Genomic DNA, 25,125 nt, shown 5'->3' on the forward strand with positions numbered 1-25,125 from the left:
CCAAGCCCCCACTGCCAATGCAACACAAAGGTCAAGCAAGAGCAGCCGCGGTCCCGACAGCCCCCCTCCCCGCCAATCCATGTACTTTGGATATCGCCACAAAAAAACGCAAAAACTCCTGCAACGGATCCTGCCTTGTAAGACAGGTTTTCGTGGTGCAGATTTTTCGTGCCTTTTAGTGGCCAAAGAAAAAGGAAGCACATCTTCGTTCTTCTAGGGACAGGCTAATTATCAACCCAGCCCTACGGTCGCTCAGCCACCCCTACTTGGCCAAAGAAAAAGAGAAGAGAGGTCAGGTCGACTGCGTCGAATAACAGGTGCGGACTCTTTTCACGAATGCGGACACGCCGAGAGTCACATCGAGGCGGCTTCCAGCAGTTCCTTGGAAAAGGTGGGCCGGATGCGGAAGAAGCTCTTCTCGGGTCCGTTGGCGGAGTCGCTCCCCCGGAATTCCCAGTAGGCGTCCTCCTCCTCGAAGCGAATTTCGGGATCCTCTACCACATACCAGGTTTCTAAGTCATAGCTCATTTCTATCTGATAACCGACTTCTGAGCGGCGGCTGATGGGGACCTTCCAGCGGAGTATACCGCGGCCACCAGATATTTCTTCTATTTTCGTAGGAAGAGTGGCGAGCACCACGGAGTTGTAGAGGTTGAGGTGCCCCCAGCCATGGTACTTGTCCCAGCCAAGAGTGTCGTTCTCGTCGCCAAGCATGTCGTCGCAACCTGCGTAGAGGAAAAGTTTGAGGTCGCGGCGGGTGAAGTCGGGATTGATGGAAAGCAACATGGCGGCCGCAGCGGACACCTGAGCGGCGGCGAGCGAGGTGCCTCCCGAGTAAGTCCACCACTGGTTAACCTTGCCGTAAGTAGGGTACAGGGCGGGCACGAGGTCGCCGGGAGCGATGAGGTCGATATGGTCTCCGTAGCAGCTATAGTAGACCCGCTTGCGGTCCTTGCCGGAAGCACCCACCGCCACCGCCTCGTCTACTACTGCGGGCCACGACACGAAGTCGTCTCCATAGTTGCCCATCGACGTCACGAAGAGGCAATCCTGCCGGCCGGCCTCGCGAACCGCTTCTGCGAGGAGATCGTCTGGTCCACCACCAGCAGAATAATTGAGAATCCTAACCCCTCGTGCTAAAGCATATTCTATGGCGGCCTCTTCTGCCCCATAAGGGGCGAAGGTCATATGTTTCCATTTGAGGGGCATCACCTTGCAGCGCCACGTAACGGCTGCGAGCAGCAAGCGGTTGTTGGTAGCCGCCGCGATGGCGCTGGCCATTGCAGTTCCGTGTCCATATGGATCGTCGACGACTTCCTCCGGTATGCCAAGAATCTCGCTGTAGGCGAAGTTTTTCCCATCGACAAGTCCGCCGAGCAAGTCGGGATGTTCCAAATCCGCTCCCGTGTCGATCACTCCCACCACCACATCCGAGCTACCCTTTTGGAAGCGCCAGGCTCGTGGTGCTTCTATAGCGGGAAGGTTCCATTGAAGATCGTACAGCAGGTCGTCTGGGACGACGGGAGACGCGTCGAAGTTGCCGAAGAAGTTCTTGAACACTTCGTAGAAATCGACGACTGCGATTTCGGCGAGCGTTTCACGGAGCCGCTGCCGATGGTGGACGATGTGCTTGGATTGTGCCGGATCGAGATGAACGCTCAGAAGCGGCGACTCCTCGAAGGGTTGGCTGAACCGGTAGCCGAGCTGCGAAAGCCGCTCCTCCAAGGCAGACAGCTCGAAACCTCCAATGGGGCGCACCCCTATCTGGTCGGCGGCGTAGAATCGCGTGATCGGCCCCACGTTCTCGGAAGTCGTGAGCGCCATGATCGATTCGTAATGGCCGATGGCTCCGAGAAATACGGGCTGTCCAATCTGAGCGTCGGCTGCGTCCGACGGCAGGGGCTTCTCGATGGGCGGGACGCTGTCGGAGCCGAGACGCGCGTGCGGGAAGGCCAGCTGCAAGGCCTTTGCCCCGGTGGCGGCAAAGGCCGGATCGTTTTCTGTGGGATGATCCTTCGGTCTGGAATCCGAATCAAGGAAGTAGGCAAGAAGACAGAGCCCGCCGGCGGTTATCCAAATAATTGTCCGTTTTTTCACAGGTTTCTGCTGTGGAGTATGATGAAAACGAGCACCCGGCAATACTCCGGGCACTCGGCAAAGGGAAAAATAGTAAGCTATTGCCAGTTCAAAACGACCTCTGCCCATGCATAAGGGGCTCCTCCGTTTGCACTATATGCGTTATAAATTACTACGAGGGTATAGGTGCCAGAAGTTCCACCACTAAACGATTTACTCTGGAATCCTGACAATCCAGAACCAGATCCTGAAGAGACATTTTCATCGACACCGGGACCCCCTACAATCGCAGCTGCATACGCATATTCGGGTCCGGTTTGGGAAGTGTTAGCCTTCACAGTGCCACTCGCTGTCATACCAGCAGGAACCTCAACTTGTGTAGATTCGGAAAAGTAACCATTGGAGTGAACTTCGCCCGAAAGGGTTTCGCTGCCCGGTTCGGGTGCCGTACCAAAAGAAGCGTAAGCGGAATAGACAAGAGTCGAGCTGCCGTGGCCGACGGCTCGGATGCGGAAGAAGGAGGAGCCTCCGGAGATCGGGATCGAGTAACTTTCCTGTCTGACCGAAGACCAAACTGACGAAAAAAGTCGTGAGGCTAGGTCGACTACGCGTAATGGGGGTCTTCTTCTCGGTTTCGTTCCTCTTCCAAGATTGCGGGCACGCATCAGCATGCCCCCCCCGAGTCTTGAGCCTCAACGAACCCAGCCCCTCTCGCCAATCCACAAAAAAAAGACGCCTCGCGGTTGCGAAGGGCGTCTTTCGGAAAAGTCTATCTTTGCTTGGATCAATCGAGACCTTCGAGGTCGATATCCTTGATCTTCGCCTTGAGCACCTTGCCCGCCTTGAACTTGACGACAGCGCGAGTCGGAATGACTACGTCTGTCTCCGGGCGGTTCGGGTTGCGACCTACACGGGCCTTGCGCTTCTGAACTTCGAAAACGCCGAAGTTGCGCAACTCTACGTTTCGACCTTCGGCCAACGCATCCAGAATGATGTCCAGAGTCATCTGGACCGTATCCTGAATCTTGCTCTGAGGGATATCCTTCGTCTTTTCAAAAATTCGTAGGACAATATCGCGTTTTGTAAGGTTGTTGGACATGGCAGCAAAATGAGTTGGAAACTCGTTACATAGTTGAGGCTAAGCTACTTCCACAGTTTGGGTTGCGTCAACCTCAAAGCCATCAAATATCCGAATCCAATGAGTAAAGACGATCAGCCTAAAGATCCACTAGAAGAACTCCAAAAGAACCTGCAGGACCTATTCAAACAGGGAAAAGCCTTCATGCCCTTCGGCGGTCCTACCGGAGGACCCACCGGCGTTGCCAGCCCTGGTCCGGAATCCACGCCACCACCCGAAGAGGAGGACCAAGAGCGAATCGAAGCCCTCAAACGCATCGAAGCCTTCAACCTGAAGCCTCGCGAAATCCGAGACTACCTAGATCGCTACGTGATCCAACAGAATGAAGCCAAAAAGGTGATTTCCGTAGCGATTTGCGACCACTTCAACCACATCCGCCGCTGCCTCGAAAAGCCAGAAATCGCGGATCAGGATTACGCCAAGCAAAACATTATCCTACTCGGCCCTACCGGCGTCGGAAAAACCTACTTGATGCGAAACGTGGCCAAGCTGGTCGGTGTCCCCTTCGTAAAAGCCGACGCCACAAAATTCTCCGAAACTGGGTACATCGGGGGCGACGTCGAGGACTTGGTTCGCGATTTGGTCAAGGCGGCCAACGGCGATACCGAGCTTGCCCAATACGGAATCGTCTACATCGACGAAATCGATAAGATTGCCAACAAGATGAACGGCAATGGCGGCGGACGCGACGTCTCCGGACGCGGCGTGCAGATAAACCTCCTCAAGCTGATGGAGGACACGGAAGTAAACCTGCAAAGCCAGACCGACATGATGGGCCAGATGCAGGCCATGATGGATCTGCAACGGGGAAAGAAGAAGAAACGCAGCGTATCGACAAAACACATACTTTTCATCGTCAGCGGGGCCTTCGACCAGATGGATGGCTCCATCAAAAAACGTCTGACCAACACTTCCATGGGCTTCGGTGCGAGCCAGATCGATGACGATGAGGGCGACGCCAACTTCTTGGACAAAGCGGAAACGCGCGACTTCATCGACTACGGCTTCGAGCCTGAGTTTGTGGGCCGCCTTCCCGTGCGAGTGGCCTGCCAACCGCTCAAGCCGGAGGATCTGTTCCAAATAATGACCACTTCCGAAGGAAGCGTCTTGCGACAGTACATTTCGGACTTCGAAGGCTACGGCATCTCCCTCGAGATGGACAAAGAATCCCTACAGGAAATCGCCGAGCGCGCCTACAAGGAGAAAACCGGAGCCCGCGGCTTGATGACAATCCTTGAGCGGGCCTTCCGCGGATTCAAATTCGAGCTGCCTTCCACCAATATCAAAAGTCTGCAGGTCAGCCGCGAGACAATTGAGGATCCGCAAGCTCAGCTGAAAAATATGCTGCACGAGAACCTCTCCGACCAAAGCACCCTGCTCAAAAAGGAGGTCCACGAGTACGCGGCCCGATTCGAGCAGCAGTACGGCTTCAAGCTGGATTTCACCGAGGACGCCATTCACGCCCTCGTAGAAGAATCACTGGAAACGGACAAAACCATCCGCGGACTCTGCGAACGCAAATTTCACGACTTCAACCACGGATTGACCCTCATCAACCGCAACACGGACCAGACCACCTTCGTCATCGACGAAACCGTTATCCAAGACGCTGAAAAAGCACTTTCGAATTGGGTGGTCGCCAGCTACCGCAAAGAAGAAAGCGAGCCCCAGTAGCCGGAGCGCATTTTGCGAAACTTCCCTATCGCCACGCCGCGTCCAGCACTCCATGACTCTCGATCCGAAATCAGAAAGCCGTGCCCGATCCAGATAAAGTCAACTCCATGTTCAGCCGCATCGCGGCCAAATACGATCTCGCGAACAGAGCCCTCAGCCTCGGCATCGACACGCTTTGGCGAGACCGTTTGGTCGACGAGGTTTGGCTGAAAAATCCGTCCAATATCACGGATCTTGCTACTGGAAGCGGAGATGTCGCATTCGAACTGCGCAAAGAGTTCGCCCCGAGCATCCGCATCGATGGCCTCGACTTCTGCGAACCGATGCTAGACGAGGCCCGCAAAAAACAGGCCAAAGCTGGTTATCGAAACATGAGCTTCGAGGTCGGCGATTGCCTGGACCTTCCACTCCCAGACAACAGCACCGACGCGGTAACAATCTCGTTTGGCTACCGCAACCTAGGTGATCGGCACCGCGGCCTGCTCGAAATGAGAAGAGTTCTACGACCGGAAAATGGATACCTTTTCATCCTAGAGTTTTCGCAACCGGCGAAAATTGTCCGCCCGTTCTACTACTTTTACCTCAAGACACTTCTGCCCAATATAGCCGGAGCCTTGACCGGCGACGTAAGCGCTTACCGGTATTTGAGCGATTCCATCGAGGCATTCCCGCCTCGCGAAGGAATCACCCAAGAGCTGGAAGACGCCGGTTTCAAAGACATCCGAGCAATCCCCATGACATTTGGCATGGTGGCCCTGCACATCGCCAAAGCCTAAAAAACGGCCACCCGCAGGTGACCGTAACAAAAGGACTGGGCAGCTCAACTAAAGGACTTACCGCAGCCGCAGGTGCTTTCAGCATTTGGGTTTTGAATATCGAACCCCTTCCCCTGCAGGCCATCGTCGAAATCGATAGTGCTGCCGCTCATGTACGCTAAGCTCGCTTCGTCGATCAAAAGACTGACACCTTCGCTCTCGAGAGTTTGGTCGTCCGCTTTCGCTTCGTCGAAAGACATGCCGTACTGGAATCCGGAACAACCTCCGGATTCGACGAAAACACGGAGAAGCTTGCCTTCCCCAGCCTCTTTCTGAAGCTCTTCAATCTTTGCTGCTGCTCTCGGTGTAAGCGTGATCATGCGGCTATTTAAAGGCTGCGAGGCCACTCCTGTCAAACACAGCGTCTGCCTGAAGGGGCCCCTGAGAGTACCTACAGCATAAATCATGCTCAAATCTCGCTAGCAGCTTGCATTCCATCAAAAAAAGCTCTTTGCTGCATTTCGGAAACAGGTCCTGTGTCGCTACGGAGGTCCTTTTTCCACCTCCTCTCAACCGATAGACAAGCACCAGATTACCTTATGGCCGCGCAAGGTTTCAACCAAGAGCTAAGACAGAAACAAACCCAGTCCCTAGTACTTGCTCCTCAGCTCCGCCAGTCTCTCAAGATTCTGCAAGTGGCTCAGATGGATCTCCGCACTACCATCCTCGAAGAGCTGCAAACCAACCCTTCTCTCGAAGAGATGTCCATGGAGACTCCGAGCCTGGACGAACCCGTTCCAAGCGAAAGCGAATCGAGTAACGATCCTAAAGACGAGCACTCCCAGAGCGAGGAACTGCAATTCGGCGAAAACTTTGAAATTCTCAACAAGCTGGACGAGGACTGGCGCGACTACATGTCGCAAGTGGGCGGCGCTCAAAATTACACCAGCGAAGACGCCGAAAAACGTGAACATTTTTTCAACTCGCTCGTATCCGAAACTTCGCTACAGGAACATCTTCTAGACCAAGCGTCCCTCGCGGACCTCGAGCCTAAGCAAAAAGAAGCCATCGAGTATCTGGTTGGCAGTATCGACAATAGCGGTTTCCTCACAACCTCGCTCTCCGACCTCGCCCTCCTCTCAGGACTCTCTTTGGGCGAAATGCAAGAGGCTCACCAAACCCTGAGAAGCTTCGAGCCTGCCGGCATCGCAGCCTTCGACATCCAGGACTGCCTCTCAATGCAATTAGAGGCAAAAGGTAGGCGCAGCTCCATCGCCTACGAAATTATCCAGAAGCACTTTAAGCTCCTCTCCCGTCGCCGGATTCCAGACATCGCGCGACGCATGAGCATCGACGTCGAAGACGTGCAAGACGCCATAGCTGAAATCGCCTTGCTGGACCCAGCCCCTGGACGACGTTTCGCAGAGGATACAAATCGCTCCATCATGCCAGATGTCATCGTGGAATGGGACGAGGACAAGTGGAAGGTTTCCCTCAACTCCGATTATATCCCAAGGCTACGCATCAGTCCTACCTATAAAGAGATGATCGCCAAAGGCAGCGTCTCGAAACAGGAGAAAGAGTACATTCAAGAAAAGATGCGTTCGGGCAAATTCCTGATCAACTCCATCGAACAGAGGCAGCAGACGATCGAGCGGATTTCAAACGAGATCATAAAACTCCAAAACGACTTTTTCGAGGAAGGCGTATCCAAGCTACGCCCCTGTACCATGACGCAAGTCGCTGAAATCGTGGGCGTGCACGAAACCACCGTGTCCCGTGCTATCGCCAATAAGTACATGCAGACTCCGCACGGAATTTTCGAAATGAAATTCTTCTTCACTCCAGGCTACAAGGGCTCGGACGGAGAAGCTATTTCAAACACCAGCGTTAAGGACATGATTCAAAACCTGATAGCTGCCGAAGACACCTCCAAGCCATTGAGCGACCAAGAGATCGTGTCTCGCCTGCAAGAAAAGGATTTGAAAATCGCTCGACGGACCGTCGCAAAGTATCGCGAGGAACTGGGAATTTTGCCCAGCAACCTCCGTCGACAGTATTAGTCGGCCAACTACGTTCGTGCCGCTAACGACACAAAGTCTGGTCTACTACCTAGGTCTTGTAGGAGTAGCTGTGTTTGCCATCAGTGGTGCCCTCGCAGCAGATCGCAAAGGGTCCGACTGGGTTGGGGTTCTTTTTCTGGCAAGTGCCACCGCCCTCGGTGGTGGAACACTGCGTGACGTACTCCTGAAACGTGAGGCGGTTTTTTGGATAGCAAATCCAACTTATCTCTGGGTGGTTATCGGAGCTACCGTATTCACAATCATATACGTTCGCTACTTTAAGCCTCCGACCAACGCCCTAAACTTCGCTGATGCCATCGGGCTCGCTATGTTTTCAATCGTTGGAGCCAAGATCGCCGAGGCTGAGGGCATGACTCCTCTGATCGTAGTAACCATGGGAGTTTTCACCGGTGTAGCCGGCGGCATCATCCGCGATGTGCTGGCCAACGAAATCCCACTTATCTTCCGATCTGGCGAACCGATTTATTCCGTTTCCGCAGCTTCCGGGATCATCGCTTACCTGGGCTTAAAATATCTCGGAGTCCCATCCCAAACCGCCAGCCTCTCCGGAGTAGCAGTCATCGCAGCAACTCGCTTTGCTGGCATCTTCTGGCACATAAAGTTGCCGGAGTTCTCGGTAAGAAAACATTAGGCAGCCACAATGAGCAGAGAAAACCTAATCAAGCAATTGGAAGCCTACCGAGACAACTGGGAGGCAGAAAACGCCACCGCAACTCGCTTCATCGACTTCGTATCCAGAAACCCAAACTGTTTCGAACGTAGCCTACAAGAAGGTCACGTAACCGGATCAGCCTGGATCGTGGACAAATCCGGCAAGAAGACCCTACTCACCCATCACCGAAAACTCGATGCATGGTTTCAACTAGGCGGACACGCAGACGGCGAGCAGGACGTATTCAAAGTCTCCTTAAACGAAGCGATAGAAGAATCGGGTATCCAAAATTTCACCGCTCTTCAGAAAGAAATTTTCGACATAGACATCCATCTCATTCCTGCCCGTAAACAGGACCCCGAACACTATCACTACGATATCCGTTATCTGCTTCAACCTACAGATTCAGAGGAACTCTCCATGAGTTCCGAATCGCTAGACCTCCAGTGGGTCGCCATAGAGAATCTGGAAGATTACACCTGCGAGGAGTCCATGCTTCGCATGCGCAGGAAATGGATTAGCTCCGCCCAGTACGCCCAGCTGGGTTGAAGCCTGAGGGTAATCGAAATGGCACTGGCACTTCGCTTGCTAAACGCCATTACTTGAATACGCCAGCCGAAGCACAACCATGATAGACCCACGCCTCCCTTTTATCGACTTGCACCGGCATCTGGAGGGATGCGTGCGACTCGAAACCATGCTCTCCCTAGCCGAACAGCATGGCCTCCGACTACCAGGAGAGACGATCGAAAGCCTTACCCCTCACGTGGTCCTTTCTGGCCCTCAAGCCAACTTGATCGAATTCCTGTCCAAGCTACAGTGGATGATCTATGTCCTCGCAGATTTGGATGCCTGCCGCCAAATCGCCTACGAAAGCGTACACGATGCGGCCAATGAAGGCCTCGATTATCTAGAGTTACGTTTCAGCCCCTTGTTCATGGCTCGCCCTCATCGACTCAATCCAGCAGACGTAGTGGCCGCGGTCATCGATGGAGCAAAAGCGGGAGAACGTGACTTCGGAGTGATGACTCGATTGATCGGAATCCTGAGCCGAACGTTTGGACCGGAGCTTTGCCGCGAGGAACTCAACGCCTTGCTGGCTCACAAGCACGAACTTCGCGCCCTCGACTTGGCAGGCGACGAAGCAAGATGGCCAGGCGAACTCTTCCAAGACCATTTCCGACAAGGCAGAGATGCGGGCTGGCAGATAACCGTTCACGCGGGCGAAGCGGGTGGCTCTCACAATATCCGCTACGCGATCGAACAACTCGGAGCGACTCGCATCGGACACGGCATTAAGGCTTCGGAAGATCCGGAGCTAATTGATCTGATTCGCGAGCGCGGCATCGGTCTGGAAGTAAACCTGACCAGCAACGTCCAAACGAACACCGTATCCAGCCTGCAAGCGCATCCGTTGGCCAAGTTTTTAGACCACGGGCTTCTGGCAACCATCAACACCGATGACCCAATCATCAGCGGGATCGATCTAAAGTTCGAATTTCATCAAGCCGCCCCAGAAGCGGGAATCAGCGTAGATCACGCCCGCAAAGCTCAGGAAAACGCACTAGCCACCGCATTCCTCTCTACCAGCGAGAAAGCCGAACTGCTAACGCGCTTTCAAGAAAAGCAGTCGTAGCACCTTCAGCCTAACGATTAATCAGTCTCGGGCTTAGCGACATACGGTGTCACCAAAAGAGTGATACCCATCAGAGCATAGCCCAAAGCGAATTCCCAAGCGGGGAACAAACTCTGCCCCTGTTCAAGATTTCCCACCAATGCTTGGACAAGCGGAAGATCGATAATGGAGTCGGAGCCGGTCAATCGATAGGAGTGCATTAAGCCCAATGCCGCTAGGACAGCTCCCGCAAAACTCCAGTACGCGGCGACTTTGAACTCCCGTTCCACAATGTAGACCACTACCGCGGACCAAATCATCGCCGAGTAGAGAAAGCCTTGCTCCAAAGCAAAACCGCCTCCGATGAACGAACCGGATAAGTGAGCAATATCTACCGTTTCCGCGATCACGGCCGGATCAGTTCCGTACTGACTGGAGACCGCATTCATCGCTGCCTTCACCACCAGCATCACCCATGCAGCTAAGCCGGGCATAATTCCCACCACAACAGCCACGCGATGCTTCACTTCGGTTGCTTCAAAGGCTTGGGATGAGATGATTATCCCGATCCAAAGGATGATCGCCAAACCTGCTTCTGCCGGAATAGCCCACGTTAGCAGCGACATTGATCCAGTGATACAAACCAGTGTGATAAACGCTCCATTCAAAACTGAATACCCAGCCCGAGCCCCCATTGCTTTCCAGGCAGGATGCCCAATGTAGATCGAGGTCGGAAACGGAGAACCACAAAATGCGGCCGCCATGGTTCCGAGTCCGTTGGTCACCAGACTGGGTCGGACCGGGTAATCATCACCCGCCGCGGCAGCGGATTCGATGTTTTGTAGTGACGCAACCACACCCAAAAAACTGATCGGCACAATGACCGAAAGGTAGGGCAAGATGTGCCCTTCCGTCAAAGCTGGTATCAGATCACCCAATACAAGCTTCGGAAAATAGAAGCCGAGTTCACTCCAAGGAGCTTCCGTACTCTCCCCTACTGGAGCAATACCAACGAGCCAGCTCAAAGCTGTACCCACCAGTAAAACGATCAGCGTAGCTGGAATTTTTCCCAGAAATTGCACGCGTCCAAAATAAGCGATAAAGACAAGCGCTATCGTCACGATTCCCACAACAGGTGAAGCGAAGGCTTGAAACAGAAACGCCAAACCGAGGAAGCCCATTCCAACACCCGCCAAAGTTGCCAACATCGCAGGACGCGGCGTCAGGCGACGCAACTTATCGGCGAAAAAGGCTCCGGAAAATTCCACCAGTCCGCCAGCCAAGGTCGCCACCAAACCGGCCTGCCAAGCCACGTATTCAGGATCCGGTAGACCTTGACTTATCGCTAGCTGCTTCGCGGGCAACATAACCAAGAATATATGGGCGAAAATGCCGGGCGTGCTGATGCCGTAAGGCAATGCGCAAACATCATCGCGCCCTTCCTTCTCTGCCAGCTTTTTCGCCTGCCACGCGTAAAACAGATTTCCCACCAAAAACGAAATTGCGACCCCTGGCAGGATAGTTCCGAAAATGAGGGAGGCGGAAAAACCGAGCGCCATCATGCACAGCGGAGCCAGTATCAGCAGCTGGACTAAGTTGTTGACGAAAGCGGCGAAAAAGCCTTCCCAGTCGCCTCGCGTGAAGAGCTTCATCGACTGCTTTGGTTTCCTAGAAACTCGACGAAGTGAATCGTCCAGCGAGCTGCAGCAGCAGCCGCAGTTTGGCCTAGCTTCCGGTAGGCGGCTCCGGGGTCGGACTGCGTTCGATTGCTGCCTGCCCTAAAAACGACATGCGGCACACCGAGCTGGTGGCAGACCTGCGCGATCGCGGCGCTTTCCATTTCCATTAGGTCGGGGTTTAGCTTGGCTTTCATATCCGCGATTTTGGCGTCGGACACGCCAAATAGATCACTAGCGCTGACCACGCCGGGCATAACTTTCGGGGTATAAGTTTCGCCCTCCACAGTCACCGGTTCTGGCTCGTAGCTCGACACCGCTGCCTTCGCCAAGCGAAACAATTCCTTGTCAGGCGGGTACGCCCAATGCGTCATCTGACCGGGCAAAGGCCCCCTCACCTTGCGGTACACCATACCATCATCGGTCAAGCTTCCAGCGGCATGATGAATAGTCTTTTTGGATATAAGCGTATCGCCCGTCCGGATACGTGGGTTAAATCGAGAACCCGTTCCGGAAACGACCAGTTCCGAGGGTTTAAAATGATGGGCAAACAAAGTCGCCACCATCGCGCCATTGGTCACCCCTACGCCAGTGACCGCCACCACGACCTTTCGCTTGCCAATAAACCCAGAGTGATACGGGAAGCACTCGAGTTGCCCATGTGTCTTTCGAGTAAGCCGGTCGTTGATCAGCCGGACTTCGGAAGGCATGGCGCCAAGGATCAATGTGATGGGAGACTTGGAGGGAGGCATGTGGCGGCCTAGAGCAAACTTCGAGCCACTTCTCCTCACAAAAAAGCAGGGTCCGGACGCCGCCCCGGACCTAAGCCAAACCTCCCCCTTCGCCCCACTCTTTAAACGAGAGGTGAAGGTCGCGTTTTCTAGGAAAACGCTTGCGACTCTCGAAGCGGAACACCTGCCGCCTACCTTGATCGACCACCGCCGTGCGCCCAGCTAGATTTCTTCCAAATTCGACCCCTTGAGCCCGCGAGGGTTGCGTATCTTCGTCCAGATATCTACACCCGAGGCAAAAACTGTTTTGTAGACTCATGCCTGATAGTTCCAACCGACTCGCCCAGCAAATGGCCTTCATTATCGAAGCCGATAAGCTGAAGAATATATTTCGCCAATCGTACATTAGCGACGCCTCTCGCCGGGAAAATGACGCCGAGCACTCTTGGCATTTGGCTCTGATGGCGATCACGCTCTACGAGCACGCCAATACCCCGGAGCTCGATCTGCTGAAAATCCTCCGCATGGTTACCATCCACGATATCGTGGAAATCGACGCGGGCGACACCTACATCTACGACGAAGTGCATAAGCAGGACCAAGAGGAACGCGAGCAACGGGCCGCGGATCGGCTTTTTGGCATGTTGCCAGACGACCAAGCCCTCAGCTTTCGGGCGATCTGGGACGAATTTGAGGAAGGAGAAACGCCGGAGGCTCGCTTCGCCAAAGCGATCGATCGCCTGCACCCGATGCTTCTGAACTACTTGGCCGAGGGGAAAACCTGGAAAAAGCACGACGTGGCGGCTAGTCAAGTGCGAGCCATCAATTGCAAGATCGACAAGGGCAGCCACGATCTCTGGACCTTCGCCCAAGATCTCATCGAAAAAGCGGTAGCGGAAGGCTTGCTGCGCGACGCCTAAAAGCAGACTCCCTGCATTTGCGCTTTCGTTCCCAGCAATTCCCTTCTAAGACTTAGTCATACTATGAAATCCCCTTTAGCAGGCCTTGGTAAACTCGATTATATTGGCATCCTTTTCTACCGCGTAGGAGTAGGAGCCCTATTGGCGTTTCACGGTTTTCCCATCATCACAGGCGGCGGTGACGTTTGGACGGATGTGGGATCAGCCGCCGCAATCGCCAGCTTGCCATCCGCATTTTTCGAATACGTCGGACTGGCCTCCGGAGTGATCCAATTCGCAGGGGGAATTTTGCTAGTCCTCGGTCTCTTTACCCGAGCGACTTCCCTGACTTTGAGCGTCGTAGTAGGCTTCGCACTGGCCAACCTCATTGTAGAAAGCTCCTTCCACTTGAGCTTCATGGTACACTTGCAGGTAACACTCGCCCTGCTCGGGCTGCTATTTATCGGCCCCGGACGCCTGAGTCTCGACCGCAAGGGCATCTAGTCCGCTTCTCGCTTCAGTCGCTTCAAAAGCCGATTGGCTACTCCCTTCGAGATGAATTGGCGGATCGAGAAAGGAAATGGCTTCTTCCTGCCTGCTATCGGCTGGCATCTGGATGCCCGCAAGCCCGTCCATCGGTCCTTCGTATCTCACGCCCATTTCGATCACATGGGCGCGCACGATACCATCCTCTGTAGCCCCGCCACAGCTAAGCTGATGCAGCGGAGGATTTCGGGGAAACGGAATTGGATCATCCACGACTTCGGAGAGACCTTCGAACTGAAACCGGGAGTCACCGCCTGCTTCTATCCGGCCGGACACATCATCGGTTCGACCATGCTTTGGCTGGAGAAAGAGGGTCGCAGCTTCCTCTACACGGGCGACTTCAAACTGACTCGCGGGATTTCCGCCGAAGTCTGCCAGCCTGTCAAAGCGGACACGCTGGTCCTGGAATCCACCTACGGTTTGCCTCGCTACACCTTCCCGCCGGAAGAGCAGGTATTCGGCGAGATGATACAGTTTTGCCGTGACACCTTGGACAACGGCGATACGCCGGTGATTTTCGGATACAGCCTCGGCAAAAGCCAAGCCATCCTTAGATCCCTAGCCGAAGCGAAACTGGAGGTCATGCTTCACCCACAAGTCCTGAAGCTCACTCGGTCTTGCGAAGAACTGGGCTGGGAATTCCCGCCCTACTTCGCCTTCGCAGAGCGACAGCACGAAGGGAAGGTGATCATTTCTCCACCCATGCCCAAGGACTCGGAATGGATGCAAAGTATCCGCAAACCAAAGACCGCCATGATCTCGGGCTGGGCCTTGGATCCGTCCTCCACTTTTCGCTACCAGTGCGACAAGACTTTCCCGATCTCGGATCACGCGGACTACTTGGATCTGCTCAGTTTCGTAGCCAAAGTAGACCCGAGCGAAGTCTACACCGTGCACGGATTCGCCAAGGAATTCGCCGCCACACTACGCGAACAAGGTTATCAAGCCTTCGCCCTCAACCAAGAAAACCAGCTGGGCTTAGACCTGCCCGCTGAGCCTGTTGTGGAGAACGATCTGCCCCAAACGTCGGAGCCAAAAATCGAATCGGTGGACGACTCCAGCTACGCGGCGTTCGCCCAGCTCTACGAATCCCTCTGCCAAACCGATAGTATTCGCAAAAAGCAGGATCTGCTGGATTCGCATCTTGCGAAGCTGAGCGCCGAGGATTGTAACGCCTGCATTTCCCTTCTTGATACGCCCGATCCGGCGATCGCCACGGACTTCCCGCCCAAACGCGTTCTGCAATCGCTGCTCCTGGCCACCGGAACAAGCGAAAGCGAATACAAGCAGCTACACCAGCAACTAAGAAATACTCAGACGACTGCAGCTAAACTCCTCGGCCAGCAGTCAATCACATCCGGCAAATCGCTTCGGGACCTTCAGGCCTTCCTCAAGGCTCTTGCCGCCGCACCTAATCCCATTTTCAAGCAATCCCTGCTAAGCGAACAGTTTCGCAAACTATGGCCAGCCGAAGGCGTTCACCTGCTGGCCTACCTAAGCCACTCCACCTCCCACGAACTGAGCGACGAGATTTTCTGCCAAGCCATCGCCCAACGCTTCGGGCAAAACGTGGTGGAGGTGCGGGCTGCTTACCTGAGAAACGGGCGACTGCTCCCCGTGCTGCAAGCCGCCGCAGACCACCGCTTGGACTCCATCCGCATTTGCTATTTTCAGCCCATAGCTCCATTGCAGGCGAAATTGGAGTTCAGCCCTGAGGCTGTAATGGAAAAGCAAGGCCTCTCGCTCTGGGCAGAACCGGAACACGACGGGATGCGCTGTCAAATCCACAAAAATGGCGAGCACGTGGACCTCTACGACGCCAGCGGGGACCGCATCACCCACCTTTTCCCAGAGCTAGTCGAGACTGCCCGGTCCATCCCCCAGCACTTTATCGCCGACGCGGCGGTCGTCCCCTGGGGTTACGAAAGTCCGCTTCCCCGCAGCGAATTGGATAAACGCCTCACCCTTCGCGCCGAGGACCTTTTCTTAGGCGAGGATGTAGAGGTAACGCTTTGGCTCTTCGACCTGCTTTGCCTCAATGGAGAAGACCTGCTGGACAAGCCGTTGGAGGAAAGACGCCAGAAACTGGACACCTTTTCGGTGACCCCAAAAATACGGATTACTCCCGTTTCCCCGCTCATGGGAGTCGACCAGGTAGAAGAAGCCCTCGAGCAAACGACCTCGCGCGGAAACAAGGGACTCCTCTTCAAGGACCCTCAAAGCGCCTACGATCCTCTAGCCGAAGCGGAAAGCTGGCTAAAACTGAGATAGTCCCCATAAGCCGGGCCGCACAAAAAGGTGGAACTCTAGGCGACATCTGCGCATCACATTTCAATTTCGGTAATACCCGATCCTATTTCTAGCGCCATGTATCCAAGCTTTTCCAAACTCCCCGCCCTTATTGTCGCCACGGCATCCTTATTTTTGGCAACCTCGCTGCATGCCGGCTTCGGCAACGATGCCTTCGAGGACGATCCCAAGTTGCGACAGGAGGACAATCTCGATTGGCCCGAGGTCGAATTTCCCTCCGCCGAAATCCGTGGCCGCGGCTTCCACCCGGGCGAGTCCTTCGAGTACCGCGCCCAATGGGGTTGGTTTCGCAAGGCGGGTCGTATCGCCTTCTACACCGAGCCGAGCGACGACCCGGACCAAGCGGCCTTGATCGTAAAAACGGAAACTCGGTCCGACGGCCTGATACGGAAATTCTATCCCATGACGCTGATGGCCACCACCGTGCTCGACGCGGAAAATTGGCGTATGCTCCGCAACGAGACCGAGGGCAAGGTCCGCTCTGACGAGACCTCGACTCTCACTCTTTTCGACTTCGACCGCGATTTGATGAACTATCAGGACCAGGTCGAGCCAGAGTACAGCCGCATTCGTGAGCTCCCTTACGACTGCCCGGTCGACTACTCTTCCGCCTTTCTTCAGCTCCGTGGCATGGACCTGAAAGTAGGATCTACCTACCCGCTCTTCGTCAGCACCAAGGGCAAATTCTACTACGCAGTCCTAAAGGTAATCGAGATGGAAGAACTCGACACTGAAATCGGCGACGTGGAGTGCTTCCGCCTAGAGCCGATCAGCTCCTTTCCAGAGAGCAAGGTCTTCCGAGAAGGTGGGAAAATGTCGGTCTGGATCACCAACGACGAGCGCCGCATCCCCGTCCGCTTCGACGTGAAGACCTCCGTGGGCAACGCTTCCATCCGATTGGAAAAATATACCCTCGCGAACTGAATCAGCCCTCTCATAGGCTGCCAGCTTCCACACAAATCCCCTGCCAAAGGCCTCGAAAGCAACGAAAACATAACCCATGCTTTTAATCTTTGGCATCTAAGGCAATTTACTTGCTTTATAATTTAAGAAACCTAAAACCGCCCGAATCATGAGTTCCGGAGAAGCCACACCAAAGCTCGAAAAAAACGAGTACCTGAAAGAGGAGAGCAACAATCTCCGCGGCACCCTAGTAGAGGAATTGGCCGACAACAGCACTGCAGGCATCAGCGCCGACGCCTCTCAGCTGACCAAATTTCACGGCATGTACGTACAAGACGACCGCGATATCCGCGGGGAACGCCGCGCCAAGAAGCTGGAGAAAGCGTTTTCCTTCATGCTGCGCGTTCGTCTGCCGGGCGGAGTTTGCTCCCCGGATCAGTACCTCATGATGGATCAGCTTTCCAGTGATTACGGAAACGACACCATCCGCCTCACTACCCGCCAGACCTACCAGCTGCACGGGCTACTGAAGGGAAATCTCCGCAATGTGATTCGCAAGATGGACGACGTCCTTATGGACTCCATCGGCGCTTGCGGCGACATCAACCGCAACGTGATGTGCCAGCCGGATTTCAAGAAGACCCACGCCCACGCCAAGGTCTACGAAATCGCCAAGAACATTTCCCTGCACCTCCTCCCGAAGGGTAAAGCCTATCGCGAAATCTTCATCGACGGAGAAAAGTTCTCCGGTGAAGTCGAGGAAGAGCCCATCTACGGCACCACCTATCTGCCGCGTAAGTTCAAGATCGGCGTCGCGATTCCACCAACCAACGATGTCGACGTCTTCTCCCAAGACCTTGGTTTCATCGCTATCTTCGAAGGCGAAAAGCTGCTCGGCTTCAACGTGACCGTTGGCGGTGGACTCGGCACTACGCACGGAAACGACAAGACTTACCCACGCGTCGCGGACGTGATGGGCTTCTGCACTCCAGAGCAGGTTAACCAAGTCGCCGAAGCCGTCGTGCTCGCCCAGCGCGACAACGGTTCCCGCACAGACCGCAAAAACGCCCGCTTGAAGTACACCATCGACCGCATGGGGCTGGCAGCCTTCAAGGCCGAAGTCGAAAAACGCACTGGCTTCCCGATCGCGGAAGCCAAGCCATTCGAATTCACCACCATTCAGGACGACTACGGCTGGAATCAGGACATCGAAGGCAAGTGGTACTACGTGCAGTTCGTTGCCTCCGGTCGCATCATCGACAAGGACGGCGTAAACCTGCGCACCGCTTTCCGTGAAATCGCGAAGATCCATAAGGGCGACATTCGCCTGACTCCTACTCAAAACCTCGCGTTCTGCGGAATCGACGAGGCGGATAAGGAAGCCATCCAAAAAATCCTGGACGAAAACGGAGTAGCCGGACCGGAGAAATTATCTGGACTTCGCAAAAACGCCATGGCCTGCCCTGCTCTTCCTACCTGTGGACTGGCTCTCTCCGAATCGGAACGCTTCATCCCCGACCTTCTCGACGAATTCGAAAAGGTCCTCGACGAAGCGGGTCTCTCCGACGACGCCATCAGCATCCGCATGACCGGTTGCCCGAATGGCTGCGCTCGCCCTTACTTGGCGGAAATCGGCCTCATCGGTAAAGCCCCCGGCAAGTACAACCTGTACTTGGGAGCCAAGTACAACGGCATGCGTCTCAACACAATCTACAAGGAGAGCATCAAAGCCGAGGAGATCGTACCTTCCGTCGAGCCGCACTTGAAAGCCTACGCCAAGGAACGCCAAGAAGGCGAAGGCTTCGGAGACTTCTGCGTGCGCACTGGAGTGGTCACTCCTCCGAGCAAATACACCGTAGGACAAGACTAGTTGTCCGGACCGATAACACTGAAATTTAAAACGCTTACACCACAGGCGGATCGCAGCAGCGATCCGCCTTTTTCATGTTCGGAGAATAATGCGGGATCGCCAGCTTTCGCATCCAAGCTCAGCTCCGAAACGTACTTCTACACATGCGATCAACCAACTTGGAAAGAGCACTACTGAAACCGATCATCGCTTTCGCCAGTCTGCTGGCACTTTTCGCGAGTCCACTCGTGCGGGGTGAGAGCGATATCCGCCTTTCCGATTGGCCATATCCGTTCCCCGAATACACTTACGATTTCGTCAGTCAGGAGCAAAACCTAGAAATGGTCTACATGGACCTAGAGCCAACCGGCCTCGCAAATGGCGAAACCGTTGTCTTGCTGCACGGCAAAAACTTTTCCGGCTCCTATTTCGAAGAAACCGCCAAAGCCCTCAGCGAAGACGGTTTTCGCGTCATCATGCCGGACCAGATCGGCTTCGGAAAATCGACCAAGCCGGAACACTACCACTATACTTTCCAACAACTCTCCATCAACACGATGGGACTGCTGCAATCCCTCGAAATTGAGAGCGCCCACGTTTTGGGTCACTCCATGGGAGGGATGATCGCCACGCGTTTCGCTCTCATGTATCCGGACTACACCGAATCGCTTACCCTTCTCAACCCGATTGGTTTGGAGGACTGGAAGGCCCTCGGAGTGCCATATCGCCCGGTCGAAGCTTGGTACGCTCAAGAACTGGGCAAGACCGAAGAGAAAATCCGCAACTACCAGCTAAACTCCTACTACGACGGAAACTGGAATCCAGAATATCAACCTTGGGTGGACCAGCTCGCCGCCTACCTCGATAGCCCGGACTATCCGATCATGGCCTGGAACCAAGCCCTCACTTACGATATGATTTTCACCCAGCCGGTCGTTTACGAATTCAGACAACTTTCCATGCCCACTCTTCTCATCATTGGAGATCGGGACCGCACCGCTCTGGGAAAAGACGCCGTAAGTCCCGAGGAACGAGCTAAGCTCGGCAAATATGGTGAACTCGGCAAAGCGACCCAAGCCGCAATCCCGGGGTCCAAGCTAGTGGAACTGCATGGGCTCGGCCACATGCCGCACATCGAAGCCTTCGACCGCTTCATTGGCCCATTCCTGGAATTCCTCGAAGCCCAGACAAACTGAGCGGCTAGCTCGTCTGTTAGACTACACTTCGGAGTTGGCGGGGCGATCGCCTTGGGCTAAGGATAAATGGGTATGAGAATCACGCCCCTTGCCCTTTGTTTCACATTCGCAGCGACCCTTGCCCACGCGGACGAGTCGGCCTTCCACTGGCCGCACGGAGCGGGAGCTGCAGTCTGCCTAACCTACGATGACTCTCTAGCGTCGCAGATCGATGTCGCCTATCCGCAACTGGAAGCCGCAGGCTTGAAAGGGACGTTCTTCCTGCAAGGAAATGGCGGCACCATGGAATCTCGAGTCGACGATTGGCGACAGATCGCGGAAGCGGGTCACGAACTCGCCAGCCACTCACTCATGCACCCATGCCGCAAAGGCCTACCAGGCCGAGATTGGGTGGCAGACAAGTACGACTTAGACCAATACAATCTGGAACGGCTCGAATCCGAAATGGAGGTAACCAATATCCTCCTACACGCCATCGACGGCCAAACCGATCGCACTTTCGCCTACCCTTGCGGCGACACGGCCGTATCAAACGGCACCCAACCATTCCTCGAATTCGCTCGCGAGTTCTTCGTCGCCTCTCGAGGCGTCTCGCCAGAGCTCGGATCCATGCGAGACTTCAAGTTCAGCGATACGCCCGCCTTTTCGCCAGATACAAAAACCTTCGAAGAATGCGTAGCGTATTTGGAAGATTGTTACGCCAAAGGAACCGTAGCGATTTTCCTCAACCATGGCGTGGGCGGAGACTATCTCGTCACCGACGCCAAGCTGCACGAACAGATCCTTGAATACCTGGCGGAGAACCAAGACCGCTTTTGGATCGACACCTTCAAGAACGTCACCCTGCACGCCAAATCCGAATTCGACCGCCTAGACTGGCCCATCGAGTAGCAGCAAGCTGGATCCCAAAAATTAAACAGAGGCGCTCAAGATCCCTCTGAGCACTGTCAAAGCATCCAGCATCTTGGACTCTGAAAAGGAAGAGAAGCCAAACATGAGACCGTCTCGGCCTTTCGTTTCTATCGCGTAGCTAGATAGAGCCCTAAAAGCATACCCTTGCTCGCTCCCTGACTTCGCCAAAGATCGGATATCGACAGGCTTTTTGAAGAAGCCAACGAAATGCATGCCGCCGTCCGTTGGCCCCAGCTCTATCCAATCGCCCAGCATTTCCAAAACCTTATCGGCCAGCCAGTGGCTGCGCTTCGCATAAAGTTGCCGCATCTTTCGAACATGTCGCAGGTAGTGTCCTTGGCGGATAAACTCGGCCAAAGTCGCTTGGATAGATATAGACGGATTCATAGCGCCAACTTTCCAAAGAGTCAGAAAATCCGGATACGCATGTTTGGGCACCACCAAATATCCTATTCTCACATCCGGAAACATAGAACGGGTGAACGTGCCCAGATAGAGGATACGATCGTAACCAGCCAATCCTTGCATGGCAGGAAGCGGTTTTCCGCGAAATCTAAACTCGCTGTCGTAATCGTCCTCCAGGATCCATGCTCCCTTTTTGCGAGCCCATTCTAGAAGCACTGCCTGTCGGCCGACCGGCATAGCGGACCCGATCGGGAACTGGCGCGCGGGAGTCGCGACCACAAGCCGAACCGAGCGTTTTTGAGCCAGCAATTCCTCCACCTTCATGCCTTCCAAATCCACCGGTACCGGAAGCACTTCAGCTCCGCTCATGCGAAACGCGTCCGCCACTCCTTTGAAACACGGGTCTTCCACAGCAACTCGATCTCCACTTTCCACGAGTGCTCGTGCCACTAGGTCCAAGCCCGGTTGGCTTCCGTTGAAAATCAGGATCTGGTCCGCACTGCAGCGAACGCCCCGATGTGTCCGCAGGTGCCCCGCGATCGCCTCGCGCAAGCCGAGATAACCGCCCTCCCCGTGTCCATAGGTGTTGAGGGAATCCGGCGACCCTCGCAATCGCCTGCTGTACAATTTGAGCCAGGTTTCGATCGGGAAAGCCTCCAGATCCGGGCAACCCGACAAAAACGGAGGGAGCTCAATGTAGGGTGCCAAATTTGAGCGAATTTCCGTTTCCTCATCCGTACTCAAGGCCCTTCGGGCTCCTTCGGCTTTGAGGAAGCCATCCGGCAGCAGCTTGGTCACGAAGGTGCCGGAGCCTCGTCGCGTTTCCAAATAACCTTCCGCTATCAGCTGTTCGTAAGCCTGAGTCACCGTGATACGCCCCACTCCGTATCGAGCAGCCAATTCCCGGCTGGAGGGAACTCGCTGCCCAGTGGTCAATTGCCCCGACAAGATCGCATCACGAAACGCCTCGTATAGCCGTCGGTAGATCGGCTGCGGGCCGGGGCTGAGTTGAGGGCAATAATTGGCTCTATTATTTTTCACACTAGTGGACCTATCTACAGATCCACTAATTAGCTATCATGGCCATCGAATCAACCTAAACACCAACAGACTCAAACAAACCTATGTCTTGTCCTTTTGCCTCCACCGAACGCTCGCGTCCTCAAAGATCACCTAAACGGGTCGGATTCGAGCGTGAACCGATCTACGCCGTCGTCGACGAAGCTCCCATCTGCCACGTCGGCTTCACGCAGCCAGACGGGCAACCCTTTGTCATTCCGACCATTCACGCTCGTAAAGGCGACACCCTCTATTTCCACGGCTCCACCCAAAGTCGGCTCTTACAGGCCATCGCCTCAGGCAATCCGATTTGCTGCACCTTCACATTCCTCGATGGAATCGTGGCCGCCCGCTCCGCCATGCATCATTCCATGAACTACCGCTCCGTAGTCGCCTTCGGTAGTGGTCATTTGGTGACGGATGAGGCGGAACGCTGGGAAGCCTTTGAACTGACGGTAGAAAAGCTGATCCCCGGACGCTGGGAAAACTGCCGGCAGCCCAACGAATCCGAAGCAAAAGTCACCGCCATTGCTGCCTTAAAAATCGAGGAAGCTAGCCTGAAGGTCCGCAGCGGGCCGGTAAGCGATATTGCGTCCGACTTAGATGGTCCTTATTGGGCCGGCGTAATTCCGACTGAAATGAAGGTCTTAAATCCAGAGCCCGACCCTCATTTGCCTCAAGGCTCTACCACACCAGATCACATCCAAGCGCTCGTTAAGCCATGCTAGAGCTCCGTCCCTCCTGCGAACATTGCCAGAAACCGCTTCCTCCCGAATCGCTGGAAGCTCGGATCTGCTCCTACGAGTGCACCTTTTGCGCGGACTGCGTAGAAACGATTCTACAAAACGTTTGCCCCAACTGCGGCGGAGGGTTCGTTCCTCGCCCTATACGTCCAAGCCGCGATTGGAAAAACGGAAATTGCCTCGGCAACGATCCGGCCAGTACCCAAGTCGTCTTCAACCCCGTCTCCACCACAGAGCACCAGCTGTTTTCGGGAAAACTTAAAAGTATCCCTCCCGAGCAGCGTTAACCTATGGCGAGAAGACTATTCGCGTTCCACGCCACCGATCATCAACTTGCTAGTGGATTCGGTTTTGCGGAGAGACGATTCGTTGTGCGAATAAAGGTCGGCCGATACGAGGCCAGGTTCGAGTTGAGAAAGGGCATCCATCACGAGACGATAGCGGATCTTTGCCTGCAGCAGTTGGGCAGATTCCTCCGCCACGTTCACGTTGGGCATACGAAGCATCCCTTCATTGTCGGCATGCGGATGTCTGGGAGCGTAGACCAAAGGACCCGCAGTTGGATCAGCTTGCACCACCACATTGAAATCATCTCCCAATTCGACGATCTTGCGGGCATAGGGTCCACCGTCGGCGGTGCGGGTTGTGTGGACGTTGCGAATGTTCTCCCGCATCTGGTCGATCGTCGCCTCCATAAAAAGCGAGTAGTTGGCCAAGGCTCGGGTTAACTGTTCCGACTCTTGGAACTCGGCAAATGGGTCCGCTTCCGAATATTCGATGTCGGCGGATTGCAGGTAGGAGATGATCTCCTTGGCATGCTTATCGTTTATCAGGAGTTTAAAGCCCTCACCAGCTTGAGCGAGTGCAGCGAGGGAGACGAAAAGGAGGATGAACGGAACTTTCTGCATGGCTTTAACGCCTAGCAACGCGAGCGCCAGAAAAGCTCGAAACCCGCGGGTTTCCGTTTTGAGACAGTTGCTTTACAGTTCTACTTATTGCACGACCTCTCGTGTCTCACCTCAGATTTGGCGCTGAAAAAAATTGCCTCCCAACCCGGGCAACCTATGCCTGCATTCTTAACTTATGACTCCTTCAGAAATCGCTTCTTCCACTCTGCAATCCCACGTGGCCGCCAATCCCTATCCTGGCCGCGGACTCGTCATCGGCAAATCCGCTTCTGGCGACGCTTGGCAACAAGTCTACTGGATCATGGGCCGCAGCCCCAACTCCCGCAACCGCCAGTTTTCCCTCGAGGGAACGACCCTCAGCACCGAACCCTTCGACCCATCCAAAGTCGAAGACCCGAGCCTCATCATCTACGAGGCCATGCTGGAGCTCCCCAAGCAATTCCTGGTCTCAAATGGCGACCAAACCCGCACCCTCTGTGACGGACTCGCCGCCGGCAAAACCGCGAAGGAAGCCCTCTCCACACGCGACCGCGAACCAGATGCCCCAAACTACACACCTCGCATCACAGGCCAGCTAGACTTGACTGGAGAAACGGCCGAAATCGGCCTCTCCATCCTGAAGGCCAATAAGATCGACCCTACGTATTCGGACCGCCACTACTATTATCCGCAAGAGCCAGCGGCCGGTATTGGCTACGGATTGACCACTTATATGGGCGACGGAAATCCGCTGCCAACATTCAATGTCGACCCACTTCTGCTCCCAATCGCCGCAACTCCAGAGGAGACGCTCGAACTCTACTGGAAGGCTCTAGACGAAGAAAACCGCATCTCGCTCGCCGTGAAGGAAATCGCCCTCGACGGCGCTTCCTCCCGAGTCGTGCTACGCAACAAGTACGTCTAACAGGCGAGCAAATCGAATTTAGCCAAAAACGCTAGCCCGGCAGGGTTAGCGTTTTTTTGGGTCTCAGACGAACCGAGCTAAGCGGATTTT

The 25,125-nt window shown here is 54.8% G+C and carries 25 protein-coding genes; 17 read left to right on the plus strand and 8 right to left on the minus strand.

The window, feature by feature from the left end; genetic code table 11:
- Positions 1 to 354 precede the first annotated feature (354 nt).
- The 3 genes from H5P27_RS18880 to H5P27_RS18890 form a co-directional block, all read right to left on the minus strand.
- The gene (locus H5P27_RS18880) at positions 355 to 2,097 is read right to left on the minus strand and encodes a S8 family serine peptidase (protein ID WP_185661981.1); all 1,743 of its coding nucleotides are present in this window, start codon (positions 2,095 to 2,097) and stop codon (positions 355 to 357) included.
- Between the two features lie 77 nt (positions 2,098 to 2,174).
- On the minus strand, positions 2,175 to 2,747 hold the full coding sequence (locus H5P27_RS18885) for a hypothetical protein (protein WP_185661982.1): 573 nt from the start codon (positions 2,745 to 2,747) through the stop codon (positions 2,175 to 2,177).
- A gap of 113 nt (positions 2,748 to 2,860) precedes the next feature.
- Entirely contained in the window at positions 2,861 to 3,175 is a 315-nt protein-coding gene (locus H5P27_RS18890; protein ID WP_185661983.1) for an HU family DNA-binding protein, read from the minus strand.
- A 99-nt stretch (positions 3,176 to 3,274) separates the two neighbouring features.
- Here H5P27_RS18890 and H5P27_RS18895 point away from each other — a divergent pair, with 99 nt between their 5' ends.
- Both H5P27_RS18895 and ubiE read left to right on the plus strand, forming a co-directional pair.
- Positions 3,275 to 4,888, plus strand: coding sequence for an AAA family ATPase (locus H5P27_RS18895; protein WP_221774791.1), 1,614 nt, complete (start codon positions 3,275 to 3,277; stop codon positions 4,886 to 4,888).
- Positions 4,889 to 4,968: 80 nt separating this feature from the next.
- Positions 4,969 to 5,664, plus strand: a complete 696-nt coding sequence (ubiE, locus tag H5P27_RS18900) for a bifunctional demethylmenaquinone methyltransferase/2-methoxy-6-polyprenyl-1,4-benzoquinol methylase UbiE (RefSeq protein WP_185661984.1) — start codon at positions 4,969 to 4,971, stop codon at positions 5,662 to 5,664.
- A 44-nt stretch (positions 5,665 to 5,708) separates the two neighbouring features.
- Here ubiE and erpA read toward each other — a convergent pair whose 3' ends face one another.
- Complete coding sequence (gene erpA, locus H5P27_RS18905) at positions 5,709 to 6,023, minus strand: iron-sulfur cluster insertion protein ErpA (protein ID WP_185661985.1); 315 nt, start codon at positions 6,021 to 6,023, stop codon at positions 5,709 to 5,711.
- Positions 6,024 to 6,242: 219 nt separating this feature from the next.
- On the opposite strand from erpA, the gene rpoN reads away from it, so the two are divergent.
- From rpoN to add, 4 genes are all read left to right on the plus strand, one after another.
- Positions 6,243 to 7,706: an RNA polymerase factor sigma-54 gene (gene rpoN, locus H5P27_RS18910; protein WP_185661986.1), complete on the plus strand. Its 1,464-nt coding sequence runs from the start codon at positions 6,243 to 6,245 to the stop codon at positions 7,704 to 7,706.
- A gap of 16 nt (positions 7,707 to 7,722) precedes the next feature.
- Positions 7,723 to 8,358, plus strand: a complete 636-nt coding sequence (locus H5P27_RS18915; RefSeq protein WP_221774792.1) for a trimeric intracellular cation channel family protein — start codon at positions 7,723 to 7,725, stop codon at positions 8,356 to 8,358.
- Between the two features lie 9 nt (positions 8,359 to 8,367).
- Entirely contained in the window at positions 8,368 to 8,928 is a 561-nt protein-coding gene (locus tag H5P27_RS18920; RefSeq protein WP_185661987.1) for an NUDIX hydrolase, read from the plus strand.
- A gap of 79 nt (positions 8,929 to 9,007) precedes the next feature.
- Entirely contained in the window at positions 9,008 to 10,015 is a 1,008-nt protein-coding gene (add, locus tag H5P27_RS18925) for an adenosine deaminase (RefSeq protein ID WP_185661988.1), read from the plus strand.
- 17 nt (positions 10,016 to 10,032) lie between these two features.
- Here add and H5P27_RS18930 read toward each other — a convergent pair whose 3' ends face one another.
- Both H5P27_RS18930 and H5P27_RS18935 read right to left on the minus strand, forming a co-directional pair.
- Positions 10,033 to 11,646, minus strand: a complete 1,614-nt coding sequence (locus tag H5P27_RS18930; RefSeq protein ID WP_185661989.1) for an NCS2 family permease — start codon at positions 11,644 to 11,646, stop codon at positions 10,033 to 10,035.
- Entirely contained in the window at positions 11,643 to 12,380 is a 738-nt protein-coding gene (locus tag H5P27_RS18935; RefSeq protein WP_185661990.1) for a 5'-methylthioadenosine/S-adenosylhomocysteine nucleosidase, read from the minus strand. The genes H5P27_RS18930 and H5P27_RS18935 overlap by 4 nt, the downstream gene beginning before the upstream one ends.
- On the opposite strand from H5P27_RS18935, the gene H5P27_RS18940 reads away from it, so the two are divergent.
- The 8 genes from H5P27_RS18940 (at position 12,379) to H5P27_RS18975 (ending at position 20,995) form a co-directional block, all read left to right on the plus strand.
- The gene (locus tag H5P27_RS18940) at positions 12,379 to 12,627 is read left to right on the plus strand and encodes a hypothetical protein (protein ID WP_185661991.1); all 249 of its coding nucleotides are present in this window, start codon (positions 12,379 to 12,381) and stop codon (positions 12,625 to 12,627) included. The two genes, H5P27_RS18935 and H5P27_RS18940, sit on opposite strands and share 2 nt — an antisense overlap.
- A gap of 91 nt (positions 12,628 to 12,718) precedes the next feature.
- Complete coding sequence (locus H5P27_RS18945) at positions 12,719 to 13,321, plus strand: HD domain-containing protein (RefSeq protein WP_185661992.1); 603 nt, start codon at positions 12,719 to 12,721, stop codon at positions 13,319 to 13,321.
- Between the two features lie 63 nt (positions 13,322 to 13,384).
- Positions 13,385 to 13,804 (plus strand): DoxX family protein, encoded by a 420-nt coding sequence (locus H5P27_RS18950; protein ID WP_185661993.1) that lies wholly within the window; start codon positions 13,385 to 13,387, stop codon positions 13,802 to 13,804.
- A gap of 51 nt (positions 13,805 to 13,855) precedes the next feature.
- The gene (locus H5P27_RS18955) at positions 13,856 to 16,117 is read left to right on the plus strand and encodes an ATP-dependent DNA ligase (RefSeq protein WP_185661994.1); all 2,262 of its coding nucleotides are present in this window, start codon (positions 13,856 to 13,858) and stop codon (positions 16,115 to 16,117) included.
- 96 nt (positions 16,118 to 16,213) lie between these two features.
- Positions 16,214 to 17,080, plus strand: a complete 867-nt coding sequence (locus H5P27_RS18960) for a DUF3108 domain-containing protein (protein WP_185661995.1) — start codon at positions 16,214 to 16,216, stop codon at positions 17,078 to 17,080.
- Between the two features lie 148 nt (positions 17,081 to 17,228).
- A complete protein-coding gene (locus H5P27_RS18965; protein WP_185661996.1) occupies positions 17,229 to 18,929 on the plus strand; it encodes an NADPH-dependent assimilatory sulfite reductase hemoprotein subunit in 1,701 nt (566 codons plus the stop codon).
- A 143-nt stretch (positions 18,930 to 19,072) separates the two neighbouring features.
- Complete coding sequence (locus tag H5P27_RS18970; protein WP_185661997.1) at positions 19,073 to 20,104, plus strand: alpha/beta fold hydrolase; 1,032 nt, start codon at positions 19,073 to 19,075, stop codon at positions 20,102 to 20,104.
- A gap of 72 nt (positions 20,105 to 20,176) precedes the next feature.
- Positions 20,177 to 20,995, plus strand: coding sequence for a polysaccharide deacetylase family protein (locus tag H5P27_RS18975; RefSeq protein ID WP_185661998.1), 819 nt, complete (start codon positions 20,177 to 20,179; stop codon positions 20,993 to 20,995).
- Between the two features lie 21 nt (positions 20,996 to 21,016).
- On the opposite strand, the gene pdxR is transcribed toward H5P27_RS18975, so the two are convergent.
- Positions 21,017 to 22,462: a MocR-like pyridoxine biosynthesis transcription factor PdxR gene (pdxR, locus tag H5P27_RS18980; protein ID WP_185661999.1), complete on the minus strand. Its 1,446-nt coding sequence runs from the start codon at positions 22,460 to 22,462 to the stop codon at positions 21,017 to 21,019.
- Between the two features lie 83 nt (positions 22,463 to 22,545).
- Here pdxR and H5P27_RS18985 point away from each other — a divergent pair, with 83 nt between their 5' ends.
- Together H5P27_RS18985 and H5P27_RS18990 are read left to right on the plus strand one after the other, a co-directional pair.
- A complete protein-coding gene (locus tag H5P27_RS18985) occupies positions 22,546 to 23,208 on the plus strand; it encodes a pyridoxamine 5'-phosphate oxidase family protein (protein WP_185662000.1) in 663 nt (220 codons plus the stop codon).
- The gene (locus H5P27_RS18990; protein WP_185662001.1) at positions 23,202 to 23,510 is read left to right on the plus strand and encodes a DUF1272 domain-containing protein; all 309 of its coding nucleotides are present in this window, start codon (positions 23,202 to 23,204) and stop codon (positions 23,508 to 23,510) included. Before H5P27_RS18985 ends, H5P27_RS18990 begins: the two co-directional genes overlap by 7 nt.
- A 15-nt stretch (positions 23,511 to 23,525) precedes the next feature.
- Here the strand turns inward: H5P27_RS18990 and H5P27_RS18995 are convergent, their stop codons facing one another.
- Positions 23,526 to 24,131: a flagellar basal body rod protein FlgC gene (locus H5P27_RS18995; protein ID WP_185662002.1), complete on the minus strand. Its 606-nt coding sequence runs from the start codon at positions 24,129 to 24,131 to the stop codon at positions 23,526 to 23,528.
- A 175-nt stretch (positions 24,132 to 24,306) separates the two neighbouring features.
- Between H5P27_RS18995 and H5P27_RS19000 the strand changes: the two genes are divergently transcribed.
- Entirely contained in the window at positions 24,307 to 25,035 is a 729-nt protein-coding gene (locus H5P27_RS19000) for an IMP cyclohydrolase (RefSeq protein WP_185662003.1), read from the plus strand.
- The last annotated feature ends 90 nt before the right edge of the window (positions 25,036 to 25,125 follow it).

Source organism: Pelagicoccus albus, from assembly GCF_014230145.1.
Classification (GTDB): domain Bacteria; phylum Verrucomicrobiota; class Verrucomicrobiia; order Opitutales; family Opitutaceae; genus Pelagicoccus; species Pelagicoccus albus.

Bases quoted from the DNA above. Each gene is read 5' to 3' on its own strand.
- H5P27_RS18885 (WP_185661982.1), bottom strand. From the start codon at position 2,747: ATGCTGATGCGTGCCCGCAATCTTGGAAGAGGAACGAAACCGAGAAGA.
- H5P27_RS18890 (WP_185661983.1), bottom strand. From the start codon at position 3,175: ATGTCCAACAACCTTACAAAACGCGATATTGTCCTACGAATTTTTGAA.
- H5P27_RS18895 (WP_221774791.1), top strand. From the start codon at position 3,275: ATGAGTAAAGACGATCAGCCTAAAGATCCACTAGAAGAACTCCAAAAG.
- erpA (WP_185661985.1), bottom strand. From the start codon at position 6,023: ATGATCACGCTTACACCGAGAGCAGCAGCAAAGATTGAAGAGCTTCAG.
- rpoN (WP_185661986.1), top strand. From the start codon at position 6,243: ATGGCCGCGCAAGGTTTCAACCAAGAGCTAAGACAGAAACAAACCCAG.
- H5P27_RS18920 (WP_185661987.1), top strand. From the start codon at position 8,368: ATGAGCAGAGAAAACCTAATCAAGCAATTGGAAGCCTACCGAGACAAC.
- add (WP_185661988.1), top strand. From the start codon at position 9,008: ATGATAGACCCACGCCTCCCTTTTATCGACTTGCACCGGCATCTGGAG.
- H5P27_RS18930 (WP_185661989.1), bottom strand. From the start codon at position 11,646: ATGAAGCTCTTCACGCGAGGCGACTGGGAAGGCTTTTTCGCCGCTTTC.
- H5P27_RS18940 (WP_185661991.1), top strand. From the start codon at position 12,379: ATGGCGCCAAGGATCAATGTGATGGGAGACTTGGAGGGAGGCATGTGG.
- H5P27_RS18935 (WP_185661990.1), bottom strand. From the start codon at position 12,380: ATGCCTTCCGAAGTCCGGCTGATCAACGACCGGCTTACTCGAAAGACA.
- H5P27_RS18945 (WP_185661992.1), top strand. From the start codon at position 12,719: ATGCCTGATAGTTCCAACCGACTCGCCCAGCAAATGGCCTTCATTATC.
- H5P27_RS18950 (WP_185661993.1), top strand. From the start codon at position 13,385: ATGAAATCCCCTTTAGCAGGCCTTGGTAAACTCGATTATATTGGCATC.
- H5P27_RS18955 (WP_185661994.1), top strand. From the start codon at position 13,856: ATGAATTGGCGGATCGAGAAAGGAAATGGCTTCTTCCTGCCTGCTATC.
- H5P27_RS18960 (WP_185661995.1), top strand. From the start codon at position 16,214: ATGTATCCAAGCTTTTCCAAACTCCCCGCCCTTATTGTCGCCACGGCA.
- H5P27_RS18965 (WP_185661996.1), top strand. From the start codon at position 17,229: ATGAGTTCCGGAGAAGCCACACCAAAGCTCGAAAAAAACGAGTACCTG.
- H5P27_RS18970 (WP_185661997.1), top strand. From the start codon at position 19,073: ATGCGATCAACCAACTTGGAAAGAGCACTACTGAAACCGATCATCGCT.
- H5P27_RS18975 (WP_185661998.1), top strand. From the start codon at position 20,177: ATGAGAATCACGCCCCTTGCCCTTTGTTTCACATTCGCAGCGACCCTT.
- H5P27_RS18985 (WP_185662000.1), top strand. From the start codon at position 22,546: ATGTCTTGTCCTTTTGCCTCCACCGAACGCTCGCGTCCTCAAAGATCA.
- H5P27_RS18990 (WP_185662001.1), top strand. From the start codon at position 23,202: ATGCTAGAGCTCCGTCCCTCCTGCGAACATTGCCAGAAACCGCTTCCT.
- H5P27_RS18995 (WP_185662002.1), bottom strand. From the start codon at position 24,131: ATGCAGAAAGTTCCGTTCATCCTCCTTTTCGTCTCCCTCGCTGCACTC.
- H5P27_RS19000 (WP_185662003.1), top strand. From the start codon at position 24,307: ATGACTCCTTCAGAAATCGCTTCTTCCACTCTGCAATCCCACGTGGCC.